The 17,826-nt window shown below is 64.8% G+C and carries 16 protein-coding genes; 8 read left to right on the top strand and 8 right to left on the bottom strand.

The annotated features are described in order from the left end of the window. Position 1: 1 nt before the first annotated feature. From B4L76_RS03600 to B4L76_RS03580, 5 genes are all read left to right on the top strand, one after another. Positions 2–1,159, top strand: a complete 1,158-nt coding sequence (locus tag B4L76_RS03600) for an alginate O-acetyltransferase (RefSeq protein WP_296230559.1) — start codon at positions 2–4, stop codon at positions 1,157–1,159. Positions 1,160–1,176: 17 nt separating this feature from the next. Then, the gene (locus B4L76_RS03595) at positions 1,177–1,824 is read left to right on the top strand and encodes an alginate O-acetyltransferase AlgF (RefSeq protein ID WP_296230558.1); all 648 of its coding nucleotides are present in this window, start codon (positions 1,177–1,179) and stop codon (positions 1,822–1,824) included. A gap of 35 nt (positions 1,825–1,859) precedes the next feature. After that, positions 1,860–3,314, top strand: coding sequence for a mannose-1-phosphate guanylyltransferase/mannose-6-phosphate isomerase (locus tag B4L76_RS03590; RefSeq protein ID WP_296230599.1), 1,455 nt, complete (start codon positions 1,860–1,862; stop codon positions 3,312–3,314). A gap of 141 nt (positions 3,315–3,455) precedes the next feature. Then, positions 3,456–3,920, top strand: a complete 465-nt coding sequence (locus B4L76_RS03585) for a multidrug transporter (protein ID WP_296230557.1) — start codon at positions 3,456–3,458, stop codon at positions 3,918–3,920. 26 nt (positions 3,921–3,946) lie between these two features. Then, positions 3,947–4,759: an SDR family oxidoreductase gene (locus B4L76_RS03580; RefSeq protein WP_296230555.1), complete on the top strand. Its 813-nt coding sequence runs from the start codon at positions 3,947–3,949 to the stop codon at positions 4,757–4,759. Positions 4,760–4,806: 47 nt separating this feature from the next. Here the strand turns inward: B4L76_RS03580 and B4L76_RS03575 are convergent, their stop codons facing one another. The 4 genes from B4L76_RS03575 to B4L76_RS03560 all read right to left on the bottom strand — a co-directional run bounded on the left by B4L76_RS03575 (position 4,807) and on the right by B4L76_RS03560 (position 9,954). After that, positions 4,807–6,258 carry an efflux transporter outer membrane subunit gene (locus tag B4L76_RS03575; protein ID WP_296230554.1) on the bottom strand — a complete coding sequence of 484 codons (1,452 nt, stop codon included), beginning with the start codon at positions 6,256–6,258 and terminating at the stop codon, positions 4,807–4,809. After that, positions 6,255–7,316, bottom strand: coding sequence for an HlyD family secretion protein (locus B4L76_RS03570; protein ID WP_296230553.1), 1,062 nt, complete (start codon positions 7,314–7,316; stop codon positions 6,255–6,257). Before B4L76_RS03570 ends, B4L76_RS03575 begins: the two co-directional genes overlap by 4 nt. Before the next feature lie 27 nt (positions 7,317–7,343). Further along, positions 7,344–8,882 carry an MFS transporter gene (locus B4L76_RS03565; protein ID WP_296230552.1) on the bottom strand — a complete coding sequence of 513 codons (1,539 nt, stop codon included), beginning with the start codon at positions 8,880–8,882 and terminating at the stop codon, positions 7,344–7,346. 163 nt (positions 8,883–9,045) lie between these two features. Next, positions 9,046–9,954, bottom strand: a complete 909-nt coding sequence (locus B4L76_RS03560) for a LysR family transcriptional regulator (protein ID WP_296230550.1) — start codon at positions 9,952–9,954, stop codon at positions 9,046–9,048. Between the two features lie 274 nt (positions 9,955–10,228). Here B4L76_RS03560 and B4L76_RS03555 point away from each other — a divergent pair, with 274 nt between their 5' ends. Next, positions 10,229–10,681, top strand: a complete 453-nt coding sequence (locus B4L76_RS03555; RefSeq protein ID WP_296230549.1) for a universal stress protein — start codon at positions 10,229–10,231, stop codon at positions 10,679–10,681. Positions 10,682–10,752: 71 nt separating this feature from the next. On the opposite strand, the gene B4L76_RS03550 is transcribed toward B4L76_RS03555, so the two are convergent. Genes B4L76_RS03550 through B4L76_RS03535 form a run of 4 tightly spaced genes read right to left on the bottom strand, consistent with a single transcriptional unit; the run spans position 10,753 to position 15,532 of the window. Further along, on the bottom strand, positions 10,753–11,613 hold the full coding sequence (locus tag B4L76_RS03550; protein WP_296230548.1) for an HlyD family secretion protein: 861 nt from the start codon (positions 11,611–11,613) through the stop codon (positions 10,753–10,755). A gap of 10 nt (positions 11,614–11,623) precedes the next feature. Further along, on the bottom strand, positions 11,624–11,824 hold the full coding sequence (locus B4L76_RS03545; RefSeq protein WP_008097766.1) for a DUF1656 domain-containing protein: 201 nt from the start codon (positions 11,822–11,824) through the stop codon (positions 11,624–11,626). A gap of 4 nt (positions 11,825–11,828) precedes the next feature. After that, positions 11,829–14,006, bottom strand: coding sequence for an FUSC family protein (locus B4L76_RS03540; RefSeq protein WP_296230547.1), 2,178 nt, complete (start codon positions 14,004–14,006; stop codon positions 11,829–11,831). Then, the gene (locus tag B4L76_RS03535) at positions 14,003–15,532 is read right to left on the bottom strand and encodes an efflux transporter outer membrane subunit (RefSeq protein ID WP_296230546.1); all 1,530 of its coding nucleotides are present in this window, start codon (positions 15,530–15,532) and stop codon (positions 14,003–14,005) included. The genes B4L76_RS03540 and B4L76_RS03535 overlap by 4 nt, the downstream gene beginning before the upstream one ends. 191 nt (positions 15,533–15,723) lie before the next feature. Between B4L76_RS03535 and B4L76_RS03530 the strand changes: the two genes are divergently transcribed. Together B4L76_RS03530 and B4L76_RS03525 are read left to right on the top strand one after the other, a co-directional pair. Then, positions 15,724–16,671, top strand: coding sequence for a LysR family transcriptional regulator (locus B4L76_RS03530; RefSeq protein ID WP_296230545.1), 948 nt, complete (start codon positions 15,724–15,726; stop codon positions 16,669–16,671). A 178-nt stretch (positions 16,672–16,849) separates the two neighbouring features. Further along, positions 16,850–17,824: a 2-hydroxyacid dehydrogenase gene (locus B4L76_RS03525; RefSeq protein WP_296230544.1), complete on the top strand. Its 975-nt coding sequence runs from the start codon at positions 16,850–16,852 to the stop codon at positions 17,822–17,824. Positions 17,825–17,826: the final 2 nt, after the last annotated feature.

Here is a 17,826-nt window from a genome sequence, read left to right as displayed (position 1 = left end):
CATGACCCGCACCTTACGCATCACCTATTCACTGTCGTTCCTCGGCCTGCTGGTAGGCATGGGCGTGTGGTCGACCGGTGGCCTGCAAAGCTTCCAGCGCACCGAGCAGATGACCCTGCTCAACGGCAAGCTGGCCAAGGCCGCCGAGACCCACTACGACGAACACTTCCCGATCAAGCGCCTGGGCACCAACTTGTGGGCGGCGATGGATTTCAAGCTGTTCAATGAAGGCCGCCCCGGTGTGGTACTGGGCCGCGACCAGTGGCTGTTCAGCGACGAAGAATTCAAGCCCACCCCCGGGGCCGAGCAGCTGATGGCGGAAAACCTGGCGCTGATCCGTGGCGTACGCGACACCTTGCAGCAGCACGGCAGCCAGCTGGTGCTGGCGATCGTGCCGGCCAAGGCAAGGGTATACGCCGAATACCTGGGCAAGGAACTGCCGACCAGCCTGCATGGCGACCTGTACAACCAGTTCCACGCCCAGGCCCGCCAGGCCAACGTGTTCGCCCCAGACCTGATGGCCCCGCTTGAACAGGCCAAGGCCCGCGGCCAGGTGTTCCTGCGCACCGACACCCACTGGACGCCGATGGGCGCCGAAGTGGCAGCGCAGGCACTGGCCGAAGCGGTCAGCCGGCAAAGCCTGCTCAACGGCGAGCCACAGACGTTCGTCACCGAAGCCGGCAGCACCACGCCGTACAAGGGCGACCTGACCAACTTCCTGCCACTGGACCCACTGTTCAGCAACCTGTTGCCGGCTCCGGACAACCTGCAGAAGCGCACCACCCGCCCGGTCGAGGCCGAGGGTGAAGCCGGTGACGCACTGTTCGCCGACAAGCAGATCCCGGTTGCCCTGGTAGGCACCAGCTACAGCGCCAACCCGCACTGGAATTTCCTCGGCGCGCTGCAGCAGGCCCTGCGCAGCGACGTGGCCAACTACGCCGAAGACGGCCACGGCCCGCTGCTGCCAATGCTCAAGTACCTGCAAAGCGATGCCTTCAAGAGCGCTGCACCGCAAGTGGTGGTGTGGGAATTCCCCGAACGTTATCTGCCAATGAAGAACGACCTCAGCAGCTTCGACCCGCAGTGGATCGCGCAGCTGAAGAACTCCCGTAAATCCGAAGAAAACCTGGCCTTGTCGTCCACCCGGACGAACCACTGATAGAGAGGAACACGCCAATGACTACCAAAACTTCCATTGCCAAAGCCCTCACCCTCGCGGCCGGCCTGTCCCTGGCCTCGATGCAGGCATTCGCCGGTGCCGACGCCGCGCTGTACGGCCCGAGTGCACCGAAAGGTTCGACCTTCGTGCGCCTGTACAACGCTACCAGCACCCCGACCGCAGCCTCGGTCGGCAACACCCAGATCAAGCAGGTTGGCGCCCAGGCCAGCAGCGATTTCAGCTTCCTGCCAGGCGGTGACTACACCGCCCAGGTCGGCGGCAAGAGCGTGCCGGTCAAGCTGGCCTCGGACAAGTACTACACCCTGGTCAACAGCGCCAATGGCAACCCGAAGCTGATCGAAGAGCCACCGTTCAAGAACAAGCAGAAAGCCCTGGTTCGCGTGCAGAACCTGAGCGACCAGCAATTGACCCTGAAGACTGCCGACGGCAAGACCGAAGTGGTCAAGCCGGTTGCCGCCAATGGTCGTGGCGAGCGTGAGATCAACCCGGTCAAGGTCAACCTGGCACTGTACCAAGGAGACAAGAAAGTGGGTGACCTGAAACCGGTCGCCCTGGAGCGCGGCGAAGCCGCAGTGCTGTATGTAACGGGTTCCGGCAACGCCTTGTCGCCGGTGTGGGTAACTCGCCCCGTGGCTAGCAACTGATTCCACTGCCTCTCAACGACTATTGGAGAAACATGATGATCCCGGTAATTCTTTCTGGTGGTAGCGGTTCCCGTCTGTGGCCTCTGTCGCGCAAGCAGTTCCCCAAGCAGTTCCTGGCCCTGACCGGTGAACACACCCTGTTCCAGCAAACCTTGGAACGCCTGGTCTTCGAAGGCATGGACACGCCGATCGTGGTCTGCAACAAGGACCACAAGTTCATCGTCCAGGAACAACTGGCCGCGCTGAAGCTGGAAACCCAGGGCATCCTGATGGAGCCGTTCGGTCGCAATACCGCCCCGGCGGTGGCCATGGCGGCGATGAAACTGGTCAACGAAGGCCGCGACGAGCTGATGCTGGTGCTGCCGGCCGACCATGTGATCGACGACCAGAAGGCCCTGCAACGTGCCCTGGCCCTGGCCACCGTGGCCGCCGAGCGTGGCGAGATGGTGCTGTTCGGCGTACCGGCGACCAAACCGGAAACCGGCTATGGCTACATTCGCTCCAGCCAGGACGCCCTGCTGCCTGAAGGCGTGGCCCGTGTTGCCCAGTTCGTCGAAAAGCCCGACGAGAAACGCGCCGCCGAATTCGTCCAGGCCGGTGGCTACTTCTGGAACAGCGGTATGTTCCTGTTCCGTGCCAGCCGCTTCCTCGAAGAGCTGAAAAAGCACGACGGCGACATCTACGATACCTGCGTGCTGGCCCTGGAGCGTAGCCGTGAAGACGGCGATGTACTGACCATCGACGAAGCCACCTTCGCCTGCTGCCCCGACAACTCCATCGACTACGCGGTGATGGAAAAGACCCAGCGCGCCTGCGTGGTGCCGATGTCGGCCGGCTGGAGCGACGTGGGCTGCTGGTCGTCGCTGTGGGAAGTGCACGAGAAGGACGACAACGGCAACGTCACCAAGGGCGACGTGGTGGTGCAGGACAGCCGCAACTGCATGATCCATGGCAACGGCAAGCTGGTGTCGGTGATCGGCCTGGAAAACATCGTGGTGGTCGAGACCAAGGACGCCATGATGATTGCCCACAAGGACAAGGTCCAGGGCGTCAAGCAGATGGTCAAGACCCTCGACGAGCAGGGCCGCAGCGAAACCCAGAACCACCTGGAAGTGTACCGCCCATGGGGTTCGTACGACTCGGTGGACATGGGCGGCCGCTTCCAGGTCAAGCACATTACCGTCAAGCCGGGCGCCAGCCTGTCGCTGCAGATGCACCACCACCGTGCCGAACACTGGATCGTGGTATCCGGCACCGCCGAGGTGACCTGTGACGAGAACGTGTTCCTGCTGACCGAGAACCAGTCGACCTACATCCCGATCGCCTCGGTGCACCGCCTGCGCAACCCGGGCAAGATCCCGCTGGAGATCATCGAGGTGCAATCCGGCAGCTACCTGGGCGAGGACGACATCGAGCGCTTCGAGGACGTGTATGGCCGTACTTCCACGCCGATCGAGCGTGGTGTTTCGGTGAAGACCATCGCGCAGTAAAACTGCCAGCTGCAGGAAAAAAGCGGGACGGAGGTGAATCTGCAAGCGCGGGTTCACCACCGCCCCGCTTTTTTCTTGTGCCTTGCAGCTTGCCGCATGGCGCTCCAAGATGTCCGAGTCTCTGCTCGGAATCAGCCCATCATGATCATCGGTGCCTTTCTCATTCTTACCTGGCTGGTGCTGCTGTTGCGCTACCCGGCCAAGGCCCTGCCGATCTCGCTGGCGGCCGTGTGCGGCCTGGGCCTGGTGGCCTTGTTCGTCGTCTGGCAGGACGCTCGCGAAACCTCGCGGCTGGCCCGCCTGGACCTGCGCCTGGCCTACGCCCCCGAACACTGCCCGGCCGACCGTCCCCTGCAGGTGCGCATGAAGAACGGCAACGACGTGCCGCTGACCGAACTGCGCTGGCGGGTGGCAGCATATGCACCGGGCGATACCGTGAACCTGGCCGAGAACACCTACAACGCCCCGCGCTATCGCGGGCCGGGCGAGCTGCAACCGGGGACCGAATGGCAAGACTGCCTGCCGCTGCCACCACTGCGTTCCGGGTACCGGCCGCAGACCCTGGAGTTTCGGGCAGAGCGCCTGCAAGGTACATTCGCCAATTGATCGCCTCCGGAATACAGGTCCCAACCATGCCCACCGTACTGATCACCGGTTGTTCCAGCGGCATCGGCCGCGCCTTGGCCGACGCCTTCCGCGATGCCGGCCACCATGTCTGGGCCACCGCGCGCAAGGCGGAAGATGTTGAGCAACTGCACGCCGCCGGTTTTACTGCCCGGCAACTGGACGTCAACGACAGCATAGCCCTGGCCCGCCTGGCCGAGGAACTGGAAAGCCTCGACATCCTCATCAACAACGCCGGTTACGGGGCCATGGGCCCGTTGCTCGATGGCGGCGTGGACGCCCTGCGCCAGCAGTTCGAAACCAACGTCTTCGCCGTGGTGGGCGTTACCCGCGCGCTGTTCCCGTTGCTGCGCCGTACGCGTGGACTGGTGGTGAATATCGGCAGCGTTTCCGGCGTACTGGTCACCCCCTTCGCCGGTGCCTACTGCGCCTCGAAAGCCGCTGTGCATGCGCTGAGCGATGCCTTGCGCCTGGAGCTGGCACCGTTCGGCGTGCGGGTGATGGAAGTGCAGCCGGGGGCGATTGCCTCGCAGTTCGCCAGCAATGCCCAGCGCCAGGCCGAGCAGGTGCTGGCGGCGGATTCAGCGTGGTGGCCGTTGCGTGAGCAGGTGCAGGCTCGGGCACGTGCGTCGCAGGACAAACCGACTTCGGCGGCGGTGTTTGCCCAAGGCGTATTGGCAGCAGTCGGCAAGTCGCCGGTGCCAGCAATGGTGCGCCTGGGCAATGGCAGCACGGCCTTGCCGCTGATGGCCCGGCTGCTGCCGCGGCGGTTGCTGGACTGGGCGCTGCGCAAGCGCTTTGGCCTGTTGCGCCCGCTCTGAGTGTTCGGCCACCTGTGCCGGCGATGGGCCGCACAGCGGCCCGGCTTTCATGCTTTCTTCAGCGGTTGTTCGTCGAATGCCTGCCAGCCACCACCCAAAGCCTTGTACAGCCCCACCAGCGCCTGCGACACCGCCGCCGAGCTGTCGATCCACTGCTCCTCACTGGCCAGCAATGCGCCCTGCACCGTCAGTACATTGAGAAAGTCAACCGCCCCTTCCACATACTGGCGCTGGGCAGTTTCCAGGGCGATGCGGTTCTGCCGCACCGCCTCTGCCAGGTGGTCGCGGCGCAACTGGCTGGCGTTGTACAGGCGTAGCACATCGTCGATTTCATGCCAGGCGCCCAGTACCACCTTGCGATAGTTCAGCGCCGCTTCCTGTTGCTGTGCCTCGCGCAGTTCCAAGGTGCCCTTGAGCCGGCCACCCTCGAAGATCGGCAACGACAGTTGAGGGCCGAAGGCGAAGCGTCGTGAGTCCCAACCACCCAGGTCGGACAGCTGCATGGCCTGGAAACCGACGCTGCCCGACAACCGGATACTCGGGTAGAAGTCGGCCTTGGCCACGCCAATGCTGGCAGTCGCAGCATGCAGGCGAGCTTCGGCCTGGCGAATGTCCGGACGGCGCTCGGCCAGTTCGGACGGCAGGCCGATGGCAAACTTCTGCTGCGGCGTAGGCAGTTTGCCACCCTTGAGCAGTTCGGCCTGCAAGCTGCGCGGCGGTTCGGCGGCGAGCAGGCTGAGGGCGTTGACCAAGTCGTCGCGGCGGGCCTCCAGGCTTGGCAAGCGCGACTCGATCGAAGCAACCTGGGCACTGGCCTGGGCCACGTCAAGCCGGGTGGCAACGCCTTCGGCCTGGCGGTCCTCAGACAATTTCAGGCTGTGCCGGGCAACCTTGAGGTTGTCCTGGGTCACATCTATGGTGTGCTGCACGGCGCGCAACTGGATGTAGTTGCCGGCGGTTTCCGCAAGCAGTGCCAGGAGCACGCCACGACGGTCGTTTTCGGCCACTTCGACGGTAGCATCGGCCGCTTCGACCTGACGCCGCACACGGCCCCACAGGTCCAGCTCCCAGCCGGCCACCAGGTCGCCCTGCCAGAGGTTGAAGGCTGCCTTGCCCGCCTTGCCGGACGGGTCGCTCAGGCCATCGGCACTGTTGCGCGCGCGGCTGTAGCCGGCGTTCACATCCACCGACGGCACCTCATCGGCAGCCACGCTGCTGCGCAGGGCACGGCTTTGCAGCAGACGCGCGCTGGCCATCTGCAGGTCCAGGTTGCGCTCGGCAACGCGCTGGATCAAGGCACTCAGCCGGGCGTCGTGAAAGCTTTCCCACCAGCGCAGTTCCAGCGGTTCGGCCTGTGGCTGGCTGGCCGCCGCCTCGCCTCGCAGCGGCGCCCACTGTTGCGGTGCCTGACTGTCGGGGCGCTGGAAGTCGGGGCCCAACGTGCAGCCGGTCAACCACACCGCCAGCAGTAACGGGCTCAAGCGTAATACCGGTTTCATCGCGCACTCACCTGTTTGCTTTGCAGCGTGTCGCCACGGGTATCGATGGTCGCCTCCACCGACATGCCCACGCGCAGGCGGGCAAGCAGCGGCTGGCCGTCATCGAAGACGATCTTCACTGGAATGCGCTGCACCACCTTGGTGAAGTTGCCGGTGGCGTTGTCCGGCTTGACTGCGGCGAACGTCACCCCGGTGGCCGGGGCGATGCTTGCCACATGGCCGTGCAGCTCTTCGCCAGCAAAGGTGTCGACACTGATGCTCACCGCCTGGCCAGGCTGCACGTGAGTCAGCTGGGTTTCCTGGAAGTTGCCGACCACGTAGGCCTGCTGCAACGGCACTACCGACAGCAGGCGGGCGCCCGGGTTGACGTAGGCGCCGACGCGCAGGGCGCGCTCGCCGACCATGCCGTCCACCGGCGCGGTGATACGGGTGTAGGACAGGTCGAGCTGGGCCTTCTCCAGCCCCGCCTCGGCACGCTTGAGCTGGCCATCGGCACTGGCCACCTGGGCGCTGAGGATATCCACCTGTTTGCGCGCCGCCACCAACGCCGCCTGGGCATTGGCCAGGCGTGCGCGCGCCTGGTCGACCCTGCTGCGCGCCTGCTGGGCATTCTGCACGGTACCGGCGCCCTGCTCGGCCAGGCGGCTGTAGCGGTTCACTTCATGGTCGGCGAATGCGGCTTCGGCCTGGGCCGCTTTCACCTCGGCCTCGGCCTGGGCAATCAGTGCGGCCTGGCGCTCCAGAGTGGCCCTGGCGTCGGCGCTCTGCGCCTTGGCCACCAGCAGTTGCGCCTGTGCGGCATCCAGTGCGGCCTGGTAGTCGCGGGCATCGATGGTCGCCAGCAACTGGCCGGCCTTGACCTGCTGGTTGTCTTCCACCAGCACCTCCTTGATGAACCCGGCGACCTTCGGTGCGACCACGGTGTAGTCGGCGACCACATAGGCATCATTGGTGCTCTGGCGGTGGTCGCTGCCGAACAGCCAGGGGCCGACGATGCCGGCCAGGACGGCCACGGCAAGCACCGAGCCGATGAACAGGGTTTTGCGGTTGTTGGTCATTTCAGCGGTTCTCGAATTCATCCGGGGTCAGGCTACTGCGCGTGGCGGGTAGACCCGGGTCGGCACGAAAGGAATCAGGCAGATCAGGACTACGGCAATGCCGGCCATGACCAGGTAGAGGTCGGCCGAGGTCAGCACCAGCGCCTGCTCGTGGATACGCCTGGCCAGGCCCACGGCGTTGTCGTCGACCAGCGGTGCGTTGCCCAGGCTGTCCACCAGGTGGTTGGAGTGAAAGTGCCGGCGCACGGTGCCAAGGGCGTCCAGCAGGCCACCGGCAATCACCGCTGCCAGGCCTTTCACGGTGTTGAACCAGCTGGAAGCGAACGGGCCTTCCTGCGGGGTCATGCCGTTGGTGGACAACATCAGCAGCGGCAGCACGGCCATCGGTTGGCCGAATACCTGCAGCAGGTAGAACGGATAGAAGTCGCCACGGATCCATTCGGCGGTCAGCAGGCTGCTGCCGAGGCAGGACACCGCCAGCAACGCCAGGCCGACGCCCAGCACCCAGCGGCAGTCCACAGCGCGGATGTTGCACAGCGCCGCTGTCAATGGCAGGGCAATCAACTGTGGCATCGCCACCAGCAGCATCAGCGGGCTGGTCTGCGCCGGCCGATAGCCCTGCAGCTGTGCGAGGTAGGCCGAGGGGATGCTGCCCACACCGGAGAGCACGACCAGCACCCCGGCCAGGGTAACCAGGGCAAAGCTAAGGTTGCGCCGCGACAGCATACGCAACTGGAAGAACGGCAGCGGCTCGGACCATTCGTTGTACATGAACAGCACCAGCAACAGCAGGCCACCGCCAAGCAGCCAGCAGATCAGCGGCGAATCGAACCAGCCCCAGCGGTCGCCGAGCGACAGGCCCAGCACGATACAGCTGATGGCAGGCAGGCCGAGCAGCACGCCCCGCCAGTCGAACTGCCTGAAACGCTCCAGGCGTAGCGGGTCCTGCGGCAGGCCCCAGCCGACACAGACCATGGCCAGGGCCGAGGGCAGGATGATCTGCCAGAACGCCCAGCGCCAGCCGACGTATTCGGTCCACAGCCCCGCCAGCGGGGTGCCGAGGTTGGGCCCGAAGGTGGCGGTGAGCGCGTAGCAGGCCAGGCCATAGACCTTGATGCCCGGTGGCAGAAAGCGCAGGGCCACGCTCATCAGCATGGGCGGCAGCGCGCCCGAGGCGAAGCCCTGGAGCACGCGCAGCAGCATCAGGCTGTGCAGGTTGGGGGCGAACGGTTGCAGCAGGCCGAACAGCGCGAACAAGCCGATGGCGCACAGGGTGAAGCGCCGCAATGAAAAGGTGGTGGCCAGCCAGGGCGCGAACGCCATGGCCGAGACCGAGGCCGCGCTATATACCGCCAGCAGCCACGCGCCTTCGTCAGCACCGATGCCCATGGCGCCACGGATGTCGGCCAGGGAAATCTTGGTCACCGATTCGTTGAGCCCCGCGCATAGCACCGCCAGCAATACACCGAACAGCCCGACCACGACCTGCAGGCCGAACGCCGTCTGCGCAGACGCAGCCGGCGCAGGGGCGGCAAGCGCGGCAGACGGGGCGGACAGGGAACTCATGGGTGGACATCTCCAGCAACAAATTTGCGACCGGAGCAAGTCTAAGAAGGTCGAATACTGACGAAAACTGACTTATCGGTAAGTTTATGTTGCGTCAGACGCAATCCATGTCAAAACCGGGGCTGCCTGCTCGCGGACATGCAGCGGCGTAACCAACCTGGTATCAAGGGTCGACACTGCAGCAAGCCTTCAAGATCTGCCGCAACCAGCGATGCGCCGGATCATTGTGCAAGCGTGGGTGCCATGCCTGCAGAACGGTCACCCGCTCCAGCGGCACCGGGATTTCGAACGAGCGCAGCGGCAGCCCTAGCTTGTGCACGCTGTTGAGAATATTCGCCGGCATCGGCAGGATCAGGTCGGAATCCGGCAGCGAGAACAGCGCCGAATGAAAGCTCGGAGTAATCAGCGCCACCCGCCGCTGTACCTTGCAGTTGGCCAGCTCGACATCGATCGGGCCGTTGGCCCGCCCACGGCGTGACACGCTGATCTGTGGATAACTGGCGAAACTGGCAGGCGTGATCGGCTGTTCGAAGATCGGGTGGTCGCGCCTGGCCAGGCCTACGTAATAAGTCTGGAACAGGCTCTGCACCTTGATCTCCGGGCCCAGCTCCATGGTCGAGCTGATGATCAGGTCCGTACGCCCGTCACGCAGCACGCTGTCATCATCACCGCCAGGGCTTTCCGGCACGAAACGCAGCACCGTGCGTGGCGCCTGCACGTGCATGCGTCTCAACAGCTGGGCGCCGTACAGGGCAATGAACAGGTCGTTGGTGCGGATGTTGAAAGCCCGGTCGAGCTTGGGCAGGTCGACCTCACCGGCACTGCGGAACACCTCACCGGCCTGCTCCACCAGCGCAGCCACCTGCTCACGCAGGGCCAACGCTCGTGGCGTCGGCACCAGGCCGCGGCCGGCGCGCACCAGGATCGGATCGCCCAGGGCATCGCGGATCCGTCCCAGGGTCCGGCTCATCGCCGCCGGGCTCAGGTTCATGCGCTGTGCTGCGCCAACCACACTGCCTTCGTCGAGCAGGACATCGAGGGCGACGAGCAGGTTCATGTCGGGGAGTTGCATGGCCGTTTTCCGTGACAACTGTGGAATCTGGCGATGGTAGCAGGTTGGCGGATTGCACCAGACGCAATGCGCTCGTACGCGGCGGGGCATTTATCCACCGGCCGTGTTCGGCCATAAATGAGGCATTGGCAGGCCCGGCCCTTTCGCGGGGCAAGCCCGCTCCCACAGGTACTGCACATTACTCGAGTATTGTGGGATTCCTGTGGGAGCGGGCAGGCCCCGCGAAAGGGCCGAGCCTGCAAGCACATCAGCCAGCCTCAACTTAGGATTCCGCATGCCCAGCCCCGTCCTGATCGCCATCGATGCCTCCCCCGCTTCCGCCGCCCTGCTCACCCTTGCCCGTCGCTATTGCCACCCCGGCGATCATGAATTGCACGTGCTGCTGGCCATCGACTCGACCTTCGCCGTGCACGACAAACCCGCGCCTTACACCACCGAGGAGCTGGAGGAATACCCCGCCGCCTGCGAGGAACAACGCCTGGGTGACCGCGCCGTGGCCGAAGCGGTGGAGCTATTGCAGCAGGCCGGTTTCGACAGCCAGGGCTGCATGGTTGCCGGTCAGCCGGCCGAGGCAATTGTCAGCAAGGCACAGGAACTGAACTGCGAGCTGATCATCATGGGCCACCGCCACCTGTCGCGGCTGGGGCGGCTGCTGGATCCGTCGGTCAGCGCGAAGGTGATTGACCGGGTTGAGGTACCGGTATTGGTCGGGGCTGCGGGTGGATGACTTGAGAGGTTCATCGCTTGTGGGATCGAGCGCCGCGCGGGCGCTGATCGATCCCACAGGCGCCACACCACTCAAGGCGACCCCGGCTTCACCACCACCGTACAGGTCGTCCCCGCCGCCAGCAGAAAACCGTCCGGCACTTCATCGATGTGAATACGCACCGGCACCCGTTGCGCCAGGCGCACCCAGTTGAAAGTCGGGTTCACATCGGCGATCAGTTCGCGGCTTTGCGGGTTGTCGCGGTCGTAGATGCCACGGGCGATGCTCTCCACATGGCCCTTGATACGTTCGCCGCTCATCATCTGCAGTTCGGCCTGGTCACCCACCTTCACATGCGGCAGCTTGGTCTCTTCGAAGAACCCGTATACCCAGAACGAGTGCTCGTCGACCACCGCCATCACCGCTTCACCGGTGCGCGCGTAGTCACCTTTGTGGATATTCAGGTTGGTCACGTAGCCGTCAACCGTGGCCACGATCTGCGTGCGCTTCAGGTTCAGCTCGGCCGCCGCCAGCTCGGCAAGGGCTTGCTGGTAATCGGCCTGGGCCGCATTGGCGATATTGCTGGCGTCGTCGCGGTTCTCTTTGGAAATTACCAGGTTGTCCATGTCGGCACGGCGCTTGGCGTTGACCTTGCGCATTTCCCAGGTGGCCTTGCGCGAAGCGACCAGGGCCTTGGCCTGGTCGACCGCGAGCTGGTAGTGCTCAGGGTCGATCTGGATCAGCAGGTCGCCCTTCCTCACCCGCTGGTTGTCCTTGACCGGCACGTTCACCACATAGCCGGGCACGTCGGCGGCGACATTGATGATATCGGCGCGCACGCGGCCGTCACGGGTCCATGGCGTGGTCATGTAGTGCAGCCACAACTGGCGACCGATCACCACGGCAGCGGTCAGCACCAGCAGGGTGGCGATCAGGCTGAAGAACTTTTTCATCGAAGGATTCTCACCAGTAGAGCGACAGCGCCAAGGCGCCGAACAGGCAGACGAACAGGCTCAGGCGCAGCAGCGCCGGGTGCCAGAAGAAGCGGTAGCCATCATGGCTGGCGATGAACCGGTCCAGGCCCCAGGCCAGGCCCAGGGCGAACAGGAACATCAAGGTCATGGTCGGCATGTACACGCCATGGAAGGCGATTTCGCGGGGCATGATTTCACGGAGCACGGTGCAGTCCTTTCGCCGGTGCCAATGGCGACTGTGGGTCGAGCAGGGATGAACGGATGAAGTGCAGGTAGCTTTGCGCGCGGCGCAGTACCGAGGTGTCGAAGTGCCGGGCGAACGGCTCGTCGGTGGCCTGTACGCGGGCAATGGCGTGGTCCACCGCTACCAGGGCGCGTTCGTGGTTGCTGGCGCTGGGCTGCAGGAACAGCCGAGCCAGGGCGCGGCCCATGACGCGGATGGCCTGGCGCCAGGGCTGCGACTCGGCGTAGGCCGGGTGCACCGGCGCACGGGCCTGCTCCTTGCGCAGCTCGATGACTGCGTGGCCGATCTCCAGCACCGTGAACATCCAGCCCATCAGTTGGCTCTGTACCTGCGGCTTGCCAGCAGCCAGGCCATAAGCCTGGTGCAGCAGGTCGCGGGTGCGGCTTTCGAAGGCCGAGCCCAGGCCGCGCAGGCGACCGCTGATGGCGAACAGCACCTGCTCGCGCAATTCCTGCTCCAGGCGGCTCCACAGCCAGCGGCTGTTGGGCGGCAGGATGATTGCCCCGGCCGCAGCACAGACGAACATGCCGATGACCATGCCGATGTAGTCGTTGATGAAGCTGTACGGGTCATACACGGTCAGGTTGTTCGGCACCGAGCCGATGGCGAAGAACACCAGCAGGCCGATGCCATAGCCGGCATAGGCCGGGCGTGACGAAAGGAAGGCGCCCAGCACCAATACCGGCGCCAGCACCATGCACAACAGCGGGAAACCGTCGATCCAGGGGAACACGAAGAAGGTTTCGAAGAAGCCGACGAAGGCGCCAATCGCCGTACCGCAGGCCATCTGGAACGACATGCGCTTGGGGTTGGGCGAAGCCGCCGACAGGCCGACGGTAACCGTGGCGATCAGGGTCATCATGGCGCCGCTGGGCCAGTCGCTGAGCAGCCAGTAACTGCCCAGCAGCAATAGCACCGCCGAGGCACGCAGGCCGGCGGCCAGCGATACCAGCCAGCTGGTCTGCGCCACATAGGGCTCGTCCCACTGTTCACGTTCGTGCTGGTGCGCAGCCAGCGAGGCGTGCGTCTCGGCGTAGCTGTACATCTCGTCGACGAAGCGGTAGAGCAGCTCGAAGGCCGTGTGGAAATCGAGCAGGTCGGCCTCGCTCGGCTCGGTCGCCAGGTAGTCGGCGCGCAAGCTGCGCACCTGCGCCTGCAGGCCTTCCTTGTAGGCCGCCAGTTCCAGCGTCAGGCGCAACGCGTCGGCATCGGTCAGCGCCCGGCCGACATAGGGTTGCAGCAACTCCACCAGGGTGTTCAGGCCCGGCTCGATGGCGCTGACGATCTGCTGTGGACCCCGCGCACGCAGGCGCTCCAGCAACCGGTGCAGGGCATTGAAGCGGGTGGTGATGGCCATGAACTCGCTGTTCATGCGCACCAGCCGGCCAGAACGTCGGCGCATGTGCGGGTCTTCGAACGCAGTGACGTTGCGCAGGCTCTCAAGGCCCACTGCCTCGGCTACGAAACGCACGTTGCTGCTCTCGAAGCGGTCGCGCTGGCTGTCGCCGCGCAAGGCCTCGACCACTACCCCGGCGAATACGCCAAAACGCTGGTACAGGGCGTTGCGCATGGCGGCACTGGCGGACTGCGGCAGGATCGCCGCGCTGACGAAAGTCGACACCAGGATGCCCAGGGCGATTTCCAACACCCGCCACACTGCTGCCATGAATGCCTGGTCAGGGTGTTGCAGCACCGGCAGGCCGATCATCGCTGCGGTGTAGCCGGCCAGCACGAAGCCATAGGCGCGGAAGGTGCGGTAGCGCATGGCACCGGCCGAGCACAGGCCTACCCACACGGCCAGGCTGGGCAGGAACAGCTCGGTGTTCTGCGGAAAGATGGCGATCAGCGCCACCATCATCGCCGAGCCGGCCAAGGTGCCCAGTACCCGGTAGAAGCTCTTGGCGAACACATGCCCGCTTTGCGGCTGCATCACGATGAACACGGTGATCATCGCCGTGCGCGGTTGTGGCAGTTCCAGACGCATGGCCAGCCACAGGGTGATGAACGCAGCGGTCAGCACCTTGAAGATGTACACCCAGGTCACACCGTCGGTGCGCGCCCAGGCAAAGAAGCCCCGGCGCCATTCCAGGCTCTGCAGCCAGCGCATGGGCAAACTGAAGGTGCTCATTCGGCGCTGTCCGGCTGCTTGTCGAAAATGGCCAGGCTGGCCGGGGTTTTCGGTGCCGCCTGGCGCTGCTCCGGGGGCACGTCATGGCCAGCCTGCAAGCCACCACCCAGGGCGGTGACCAGCCCGGCATGGGCAATCAGGCGCGCGGCCTGCACCTGCTGCTGCACCTGCTGCTGGCGGAACAGCAAGGTTTGCGCGTTGAGCACGTTGAGGTAGTCGGTGAGCCCGCGCTGGAAGGCGACCATGGCAATGTCGTAGGTCTTTTGCGCAGCCGCGACCGACTCGGCGGCAAAGTGCGACTGCTGCTGCATCGACTCGCGGCGGATCAGCTGGTCGGAGATGTCTTTCAGCGCACCGACCACGGTCTGGTTATAGCGCGCCACAGCCACGTCGTAGCCTGCCGAGGCCACACCCAGCTGCGAGCGCAGGCGGCCACCGTCGAAGATCGGCAGGCTGATGGCCGGGCCGACGTTGTAGTTGAATTTGCGCCCGGTGAGGAACTCCAGCGGACCACCGCCTGTGGCCATGAAGCCCAGGCTGCCGACCAGATCGACGTTGGGGAAGAAGCCGGCGTGGGCGACATCGATGCCACGCGCCTGGGCGGCCACCTGCCAGCGGCTGGCGACCACATCGGGACGCTGGCCGACCAGCTCGGCCGGCAGGTTCGACGGCAGTTTCAGCGGCGCCGCCAAGGCCAGGGTCGGGCGCTGCAATTGCGCACCCTCCCCCGGGCCCTTGCCGGCCAGGGCGGCCAGCTGGTTACGGGTCAGGGCAATCTGTTCATTGAGGCTGTCGAGCTGGCGGTGGGTTTCCGGCAGTGGCGCTTCGGCCTGGCTGACTTCGAAATGGGTGCCGATGCCAGCATCCAGGCGGCGCTTGGCCAGGGCCAGAATCTGCTCCTGCTGTTGCAGTTCGGCCTTGACGATATCGCGCTCGGCGAAGTGCAGGCTCAGCTGGATATAGGCGCGTACCACGTTGCTCTGCAACTCCAGCTGCGCCTGGCGGGCTTCGGCCACGCTCACGTGCGCCTGGTCCACGGCCTGCTCGCTGGCATTGCGTTCGCGGCCCCATAGGTCGAGGGCGTAGCTGAAGCCAATGGCAGCGTTGTTGTCCCAGGTGTTGGCGCCGGACAGCGCGCCAGGGCCATAGAACTGGTCCTCAGGCCAGTTGTGGCGCTTGAGCGTGGCCTGGCCATTGGCCTGGAGCTTCTCGGCCGACTCGACCACGCCGGCCATGGCCTTGGCTTCCCGCACCCGCGCCGCCGCCATGGCCAGGCTCGGGCTGCCGGCCACGGCCAAGTCAATCCAGCGGTCCAATTGAGGGTCGCCATAGGCCTGCCACCATTGCTGGTCGGGCCAGTGGGCGTCGCTCGCGGCTTCGCGTATGGCCGCGTCGGTGGTCAGGGTATTGGCTTGCAGCGTCTTGCTTTGCGGGGCTATGCCCCAGGTTCCGATACAGCCGCTCAAGGTGAGGGCAAGGGCACAGGCACTGAACGCACTGAGCGTTCTGATGATGCGACGCGGCACAGCTGCGAATTCCCGAGGAAGAGGTGATAGGGCCGGGCAATTCTAGGGGGCGGCAGCACTGGCGATAAGCGTGGATTCCTGCGAATCTTTGTTACCGAAACAGCGATAATCCGCCTTTGGTCGAAGGCAACTTTTCATCTTTTTTTCGTTACTTCGTGACACAATTTTGTCCTCTACATCGAGAGTGACCCATGGACACCCTGCAAAACATGCGTGCTTTCAGTTGCGTCGCCCAACTGGGCAGCTTTACCGCTGCCGCCGGGCAGCTGGATACGACCACCGCGAACGTGTCGCGGGCGGTTTCCAACCTGGAAGCCCATCTGCAAACCAGGCTGCTAAACCGTACGACCCGTCGCATTGCGCTGACCGAAGCCGGCAAGCGCTACCTGATGCGTTGCGAACAGATTCTTACCTACGTGGAAGAAGCCGAGGCCGAGGCCAGTGACGCTCATGCGCGCCCCGCCGGGCAACTGAAGGTGCACTCGATGACCGGGGTCGGCCAGCACTTCGTGGTCGATGCCATCGCCCGCTACCGCGAATCGCATCCGGACGTGACCTTCGACCTGACCATGGCCAACCGCGTGCCCGACCTGCTCGACGAGGGCTATGACGTGTCCATCGTGCTGGCCACCGAACTGCCCGACTCAGGGTTCGTGTCGCAGCGCCTGGGCATCACCTACAGCATCGTCTGCGCCTCGCCCACCTACATTGCCCGCCACGGCATACCGCACAAGCCCGCCGACCTGCTCAAGCATGCCTGCCTGCGCATGGTCAGCCCGGTGATCCCGCTGGAAAAGTGGCTGTTCGACGGCCCGGAAGGCCAAGAGATGGTCAACATCACCAGCTCGCCGTTCATGGTCAATACCGCCGATGCCATGAAAACCGCGATTCGCAGCGGCATGGGTGTGGGCGTACTGCCGATCTATTCGGCCATCGAGGGCCTGCGTGATGGCAGCCTGGTACGGGTGCTGCCCGAGTACCGCCTGCAGGAGCTGAACCTGTACGCGATCTACCCGTCACGGCAGTACCTGGACGCCAAGATCAAGACCTGGGTCGAGTACCTGCGCAATTCGCTGCCAGAAATCCTCGCGGCGCACGAGGCCGACCTGAAAACGCATCAGGTGCTGATCGCCAATTAAAAAGCTGCTGCATTGCAGGGGTGGACAATGGTAGGTTGCTAACCATTCCTGGCCTCTTCGCGGGTAAACCCGCTCCCACAGGTACACCACCGCCTTCCAGGCCTGTGCAATACCTGGTGGGAGCGTCCACCCGCGAAGAAACCACCACCGCCCCACCGCCTTGCAGAGAAGTTGCCCGATGAAAAAGACCGTCCTGGCCTTCAGCCGTATTACCCCGGCCATGGCCGAGCGCCTGCAGCAAGATTTCAACGTGATCCTGCCCAACCCCAAGCTGGGCGACATCAACGCCCAGTTCAACGAGGCCCTGCCCGAGGCCCACGGCCTGATCGGTGTCGGCCGCAAGCTGGGGCGGGCACAGCTTGAAGGCGCGGCCAGGCTGGAAGTGGTGTCCAGCGTTTCGGTCGGCTACGACAACTATGACCTGGACTACCTCAACGAACGCGGCATCGCCCTGACCAACACCCCGGATGTGCTGACCGAAAGCACCGCCGACCTGGGCTTCTCGCTGATCATGGGCTGCGCCCGCCGCACGGCCGAACTGGATGCCTGGACCAAGGCCGGCAACTGGCAGGCCACCGTGGGCCCGGCGTACTTCGGCAGCGACGTGCATGGCAAGACCCTGGGCATCGTCGGCCTGGGCAACATCGGCGCAGCCGTGGCGCGCCGGGGCCACTTCGGTTTCAACATGCCGATCCTGTACAGCGGCAACCGCCGCAAGGCCGCGCTGGAACAAGAGCTGGACGCACAGTTCCGCAGCCTGGAGCAACTGCTGGCCGAAGCAGACTTCGTGTGCATCGTGGTGCCGCTGTCCGATGCCACGCACAAGCTGATCGGTGCCCGCGAGCTGCAACTGATGAAGCCCAGCGCGTTCCTGATCAACATCGCCCGCGGGCCGGTGGTGGACGAGGCGGCGCTGATCGAGGCGCTGCAGAGCGGCACGATTCGCGGTGCGGGCCTGGACGTGTATGAGAAAGAGCCGCTGAGCGATTCGCCGCTGTTCAAGCAGCCCAATGCACTGACCTTGCCGCACATCGGTTCGGCCACTGCCGAAACCCGCGAGGCCATGGCCAACCGGGCAATCGACAACCTGCGCGCGGCGCTGCTGGGTGAACGGCCGCGAGACCTGGTGAACCCGCAGGTGTGGAAAGGCTGATG

Origin of the sequence: Pseudomonas sp. UBA4617 (assembly GCF_002386445.1) — a bacterium.
Taxonomy (GTDB): Bacteria; Pseudomonadota; Gammaproteobacteria; order Pseudomonadales; family Pseudomonadaceae; genus Aquipseudomonas.
This window is presented reverse-complemented; position numbering and strand designations above follow the sequence as displayed.

Bases quoted from the DNA above. Each gene is read 5' to 3' on its own strand.
- B4L76_RS03600 (WP_296230559.1), top strand. From the start codon at position 2: ATGACCCGCACCTTACGCATCACCTATTCACTGTCGTTCCTCGGCCTG.
- B4L76_RS03595 (WP_296230558.1), top strand. From the start codon at position 1,177: ATGACTACCAAAACTTCCATTGCCAAAGCCCTCACCCTCGCGGCCGGC.
- B4L76_RS03590 (WP_296230599.1), top strand. From the start codon at position 1,860: ATGATCCCGGTAATTCTTTCTGGTGGTAGCGGTTCCCGTCTGTGGCCT.
- B4L76_RS03585 (WP_296230557.1), top strand. From the start codon at position 3,456: ATGATCATCGGTGCCTTTCTCATTCTTACCTGGCTGGTGCTGCTGTTG.
- B4L76_RS03580 (WP_296230555.1), top strand. From the start codon at position 3,947: ATGCCCACCGTACTGATCACCGGTTGTTCCAGCGGCATCGGCCGCGCC.
- B4L76_RS03575 (WP_296230554.1), bottom strand. From the start codon at position 6,258: ATGAAACCGGTATTACGCTTGAGCCCGTTACTGCTGGCGGTGTGGTTG.
- B4L76_RS03570 (WP_296230553.1), bottom strand. From the start codon at position 7,316: ATGACCAACAACCGCAAAACCCTGTTCATCGGCTCGGTGCTTGCCGTG.
- B4L76_RS03565 (WP_296230552.1), bottom strand. From the start codon at position 8,882: ATGAGTTCCCTGTCCGCCCCGTCTGCCGCGCTTGCCGCCCCTGCGCCG.
- B4L76_RS03560 (WP_296230550.1), bottom strand. From the start codon at position 9,954: ATGCAACTCCCCGACATGAACCTGCTCGTCGCCCTCGATGTCCTGCTC.
- B4L76_RS03555 (WP_296230549.1), top strand. From the start codon at position 10,229: ATGCCCAGCCCCGTCCTGATCGCCATCGATGCCTCCCCCGCTTCCGCC.
- B4L76_RS03550 (WP_296230548.1), bottom strand. From the start codon at position 11,613: ATGAAAAAGTTCTTCAGCCTGATCGCCACCCTGCTGGTGCTGACCGCT.
- B4L76_RS03545 (WP_008097766.1), bottom strand. From the start codon at position 11,824: ATGCCCCGCGAAATCGCCTTCCATGGCGTGTACATGCCGACCATGACC.
- B4L76_RS03540 (WP_296230547.1), bottom strand. From the start codon at position 14,006: ATGAGCACCTTCAGTTTGCCCATGCGCTGGCTGCAGAGCCTGGAATGG.
- B4L76_RS03530 (WP_296230545.1), top strand. From the start codon at position 15,724: ATGGACACCCTGCAAAACATGCGTGCTTTCAGTTGCGTCGCCCAACTG.
- B4L76_RS03525 (WP_296230544.1), top strand. From the start codon at position 16,850: ATGAAAAAGACCGTCCTGGCCTTCAGCCGTATTACCCCGGCCATGGCC.